At 44.7% G+C, this 2584-nt stretch carries 3 protein-coding genes and 4 pseudogenes; all 7 read left to right on the forward strand.

The annotated features are described in order from the left end of the window. Nucleotides 1–89, forward strand: a pseudogene (locus H6F74_RS06720) (IS1 family transposase); the annotation flags it as partial. Between the two features lie 25 nt (nucleotides 90–114). Next, nucleotides 115–462: pseudogene (locus tag H6F74_RS06725) on the forward strand (Uma2 family endonuclease); the annotation flags it as partial. Nucleotides 463–679: 217 nt separating this feature from the next. Continuing rightward, complete coding sequence (locus H6F74_RS06730; protein ID WP_190438159.1) at nucleotides 680–1057, forward strand: GIY-YIG nuclease family protein; 378 nt, start codon at nucleotides 680–682, stop codon at nucleotides 1055–1057. A 4-nt stretch (nucleotides 1058–1061) separates the two neighbouring features. Further along, a complete protein-coding gene (locus H6F74_RS06735) occupies nucleotides 1062–1268 on the forward strand; it encodes a hypothetical protein (protein WP_190438161.1) in 207 nt (68 codons plus the stop codon). Between the two features lie 25 nt (nucleotides 1269–1293). Further along, nucleotides 1294–1449 (forward strand): annotated as a pseudogene (locus H6F74_RS06740) (Uma2 family endonuclease); the annotation flags it as partial. Nucleotides 1450–1502: 53 nt separating this feature from the next. Then, nucleotides 1503–1901 carry a hypothetical protein gene (locus tag H6F74_RS06745; protein ID WP_190438166.1) on the forward strand — a complete coding sequence of 133 codons (399 nt, stop codon included), beginning with the start codon at nucleotides 1503–1505 and terminating at the stop codon, nucleotides 1899–1901. A gap of 112 nt (nucleotides 1902–2013) precedes the next feature. Continuing rightward, a pseudogene (locus H6F74_RS06750) lies at nucleotides 2014–2463 on the forward strand (transposase); the annotation flags it as partial. Nucleotides 2464–2584: the final 121 nt, after the last annotated feature.

The following is a 2584-nucleotide window of genomic DNA, read 5'->3' on the forward strand; positions in this document are numbered from 1 at the left end:
GCTATTCAAAGTCGGTAGAAATGCTGAAGCACTCAGTTCGGTTGCTACTTCACTATCTTAAATTCTGGGATGTTCCTGTTCCTCCATGACTCATACCTTGATTCAGCAACGCCTTATATAGAGGGTGCGCCAGAGTTAGTGGCAGAGATTGCAGCGAGTAGTGCAGCGATCGATCTAGGCGATAAAAAACGAGCCTATCGTCGCAATGGAATCAGAGAATATATCGTTTGGCAAGTGTTTGAGCAGAGATTGGACTGGTTTTATTTAGAGGAGGGGGAATATGTTCCACTGCCTGTGGGTGAGGATGGGGTGATTCGGAGTCAAGTGTTTCCTGACTTGTGGTTGGCAGTGAATGACTTATTGACTGGGAATATGGGGCGAGTGTTAGCTGTGTTACAGCAAGGGTTGGCTGCACCAGAACATACGGCATTTGTGCAGCAGCTATCGAAGGGTTTCGAGTAGTTACATTTGAGCCAGTTGATCGCCCGATTGATTGCGTGGAGCCGATGATCAGCCAAGGCAATCTGACACAAGCGCGCATTTCGGAGGATCGCCATCCCAGCTGATGAGTATGGGGTGATTTGGAGTCAAGTATTTCCAGGCTTGTCGTTGGCAACAGCTGATCTATTGAGTGGGAATATGGAGTGAGTGCTACCTGTGTTGCAAGACTCTTGCTTTCATGCCAACAAACGACTCTGAACTGCCAATCCAAGCTCGGAGAATCCTGGATGCGATCGCCTTCACTCCGTTTGAGCAATGCCAACCCCTGAGCCGCGAGTTTGGTGACATTCCTGCTCGTCCTGGCATCTATGCAATTAGGCACAGAACCGATGGGTTGCTCTACATAGGTAAAACCAAGAGTCTTCGAGGACGCTTCAGTGGCGGACACAAGGCTTTTTTGTGGGCATGGTTGGATAAATATAATGATGAGAATATTCGGATTGCAGTGCAGACAATTCCTTACTGGGAGAACCCTGCGTTACTATTGGAGCTAGAAGCCATCATTTTGAGAGCTACTGAACCCCCTTACAACGCCCAAATTCCATCTGAAAGGTGAAGCGATGCAAGCCAAACTTCAGGAGCAACTTTCTCCCACTGATGCCGAAATCATTTTGGGACGATTGCCTGAGCGAATTCAAGCAGCTTTAATTGCCCGTGCTGCGGAAATTGAATATCCAATTGAAGCAGTTATTGAGATGGCGATCGCCAGTTTTCTCGACACAGAGGCACTGGGTTTTGCAGATTGCAAACCGGGGCGTGGATTATAAAGATCGCGGCGGTCTAACGTCAGCTGATGAGGATGGGGTGATTCGCTCTCAAGTATTTCCAGGCTTGTGGTGGGCAGCGAATAACCTATTAGCAGGGAATATGGGACGAGTGCTAGCCGTGTTGCAGGAAGGTTTAGCTCCACCAGAACATACCGCATTTGTGCAGCAACTATCAAAGTAACTTCAGTTATGACAAGATTGCTATCAACAAACTAAGATGAGCAAGAAAAGGATATGCTTGTTCGGCTTTACTGGCCACAGCGTAATTCTCAGTCGGGAGCTACGCCCGTTAATTCATTTTGGGTGGAAGCGACTTATGAGGAAGCTGAAAAAGCAATTTTCCCTTTCCTCACACCTGACGCAATTAAAAAATCTGAAACCTACGCAAAACGCGGTCAGAAGATTGCAGCACAGATTGGTAGCCCACCCAAGCCTTACTGTTTTCTAGTCGCTAAAGACCTCAGTTCCATCTATCCATTTCATGTACACTACCCGTTTAGCCCAATGTGGAATGCTTATTCCCCATTTGAGCAGTTTTCAGAGTCTCACATAGAGACATTAGAACAACTCAGGACTTACGCAACTGGCTCACGCGAGCGCCATTTAATAGTACGGATGTATTATTTACAGTGAACCGCCAAAGAGGCTCTTACTCAAATTAGTAATAGTAATTGATAGCGTGAGGATGTCTTTAACATTTTATGAGAAAATTAGGAGCGTCGGGCATCAAAAGCCGAAGAAAATGATGAAATTTACTAAACTTGACTATTGCCAATACTTGCTGAGTAGTCAAATTAATTATACTCTTACTAATTTGGCAGACCACTTGGGACAGATTAGTCATGATAAAATCAATCGCTATCTTAAGAATGAAAAGCTAACGCCACGTTCACTTTGGGATAATGTCAAAGATATCATAGAAATAAATGACAACGCTTATCTAGTTTTTGATGATACAGTAATTGATAAACGATATGCTACGGAAATAGAAACAAGCAAACGACAGTACAGCGGGAACGAACATGGTGTAATCCAAGGAATTGGGCTAACAAATTGTATATATGTCAATCATGAGCTTGGAAAATTTTGGGTAGTTGACTATCGTATTTATGACCCGGATAGAGATGGAAAAACAAAGATAGACCATGTGAAGGAGATGCTGCAAAACCTTGTATACCATAAGAATTTACCGTTTAGAGCCGTCAGGGTTAGCGCGTCTCAAACTCTATTGACATGGGGATTATGGCAGAGGGTGTAAGTTTGGGAGAGCCGCAGCCAACACAGAAACCATGTAGAGATCATTCATAGCAGCTCGT

The organism is Trichocoleus sp. FACHB-90 (assembly GCF_014695505.1).
In the GTDB taxonomy this organism is placed as follows: domain Bacteria; phylum Cyanobacteriota; class Cyanobacteriia; order Cyanobacteriales; family FACHB-T130; genus Funiculus; species Funiculus sociatus.

Excerpts from the sequence above, each read along its gene's own strand:
- H6F74_RS06730 (WP_190438159.1), top strand. The coding sequence starts at position 680 with ATGCCAACAAACGACTCTGAACTGCCAATCCAAGCTCGGAGAATCCTG.
- H6F74_RS06735 (WP_190438161.1), top strand. The coding sequence starts at position 1,062 with ATGCAAGCCAAACTTCAGGAGCAACTTTCTCCCACTGATGCCGAAATC.
- H6F74_RS06745 (WP_190438166.1), top strand. The coding sequence starts at position 1,503 with ATGCTTGTTCGGCTTTACTGGCCACAGCGTAATTCTCAGTCGGGAGCT.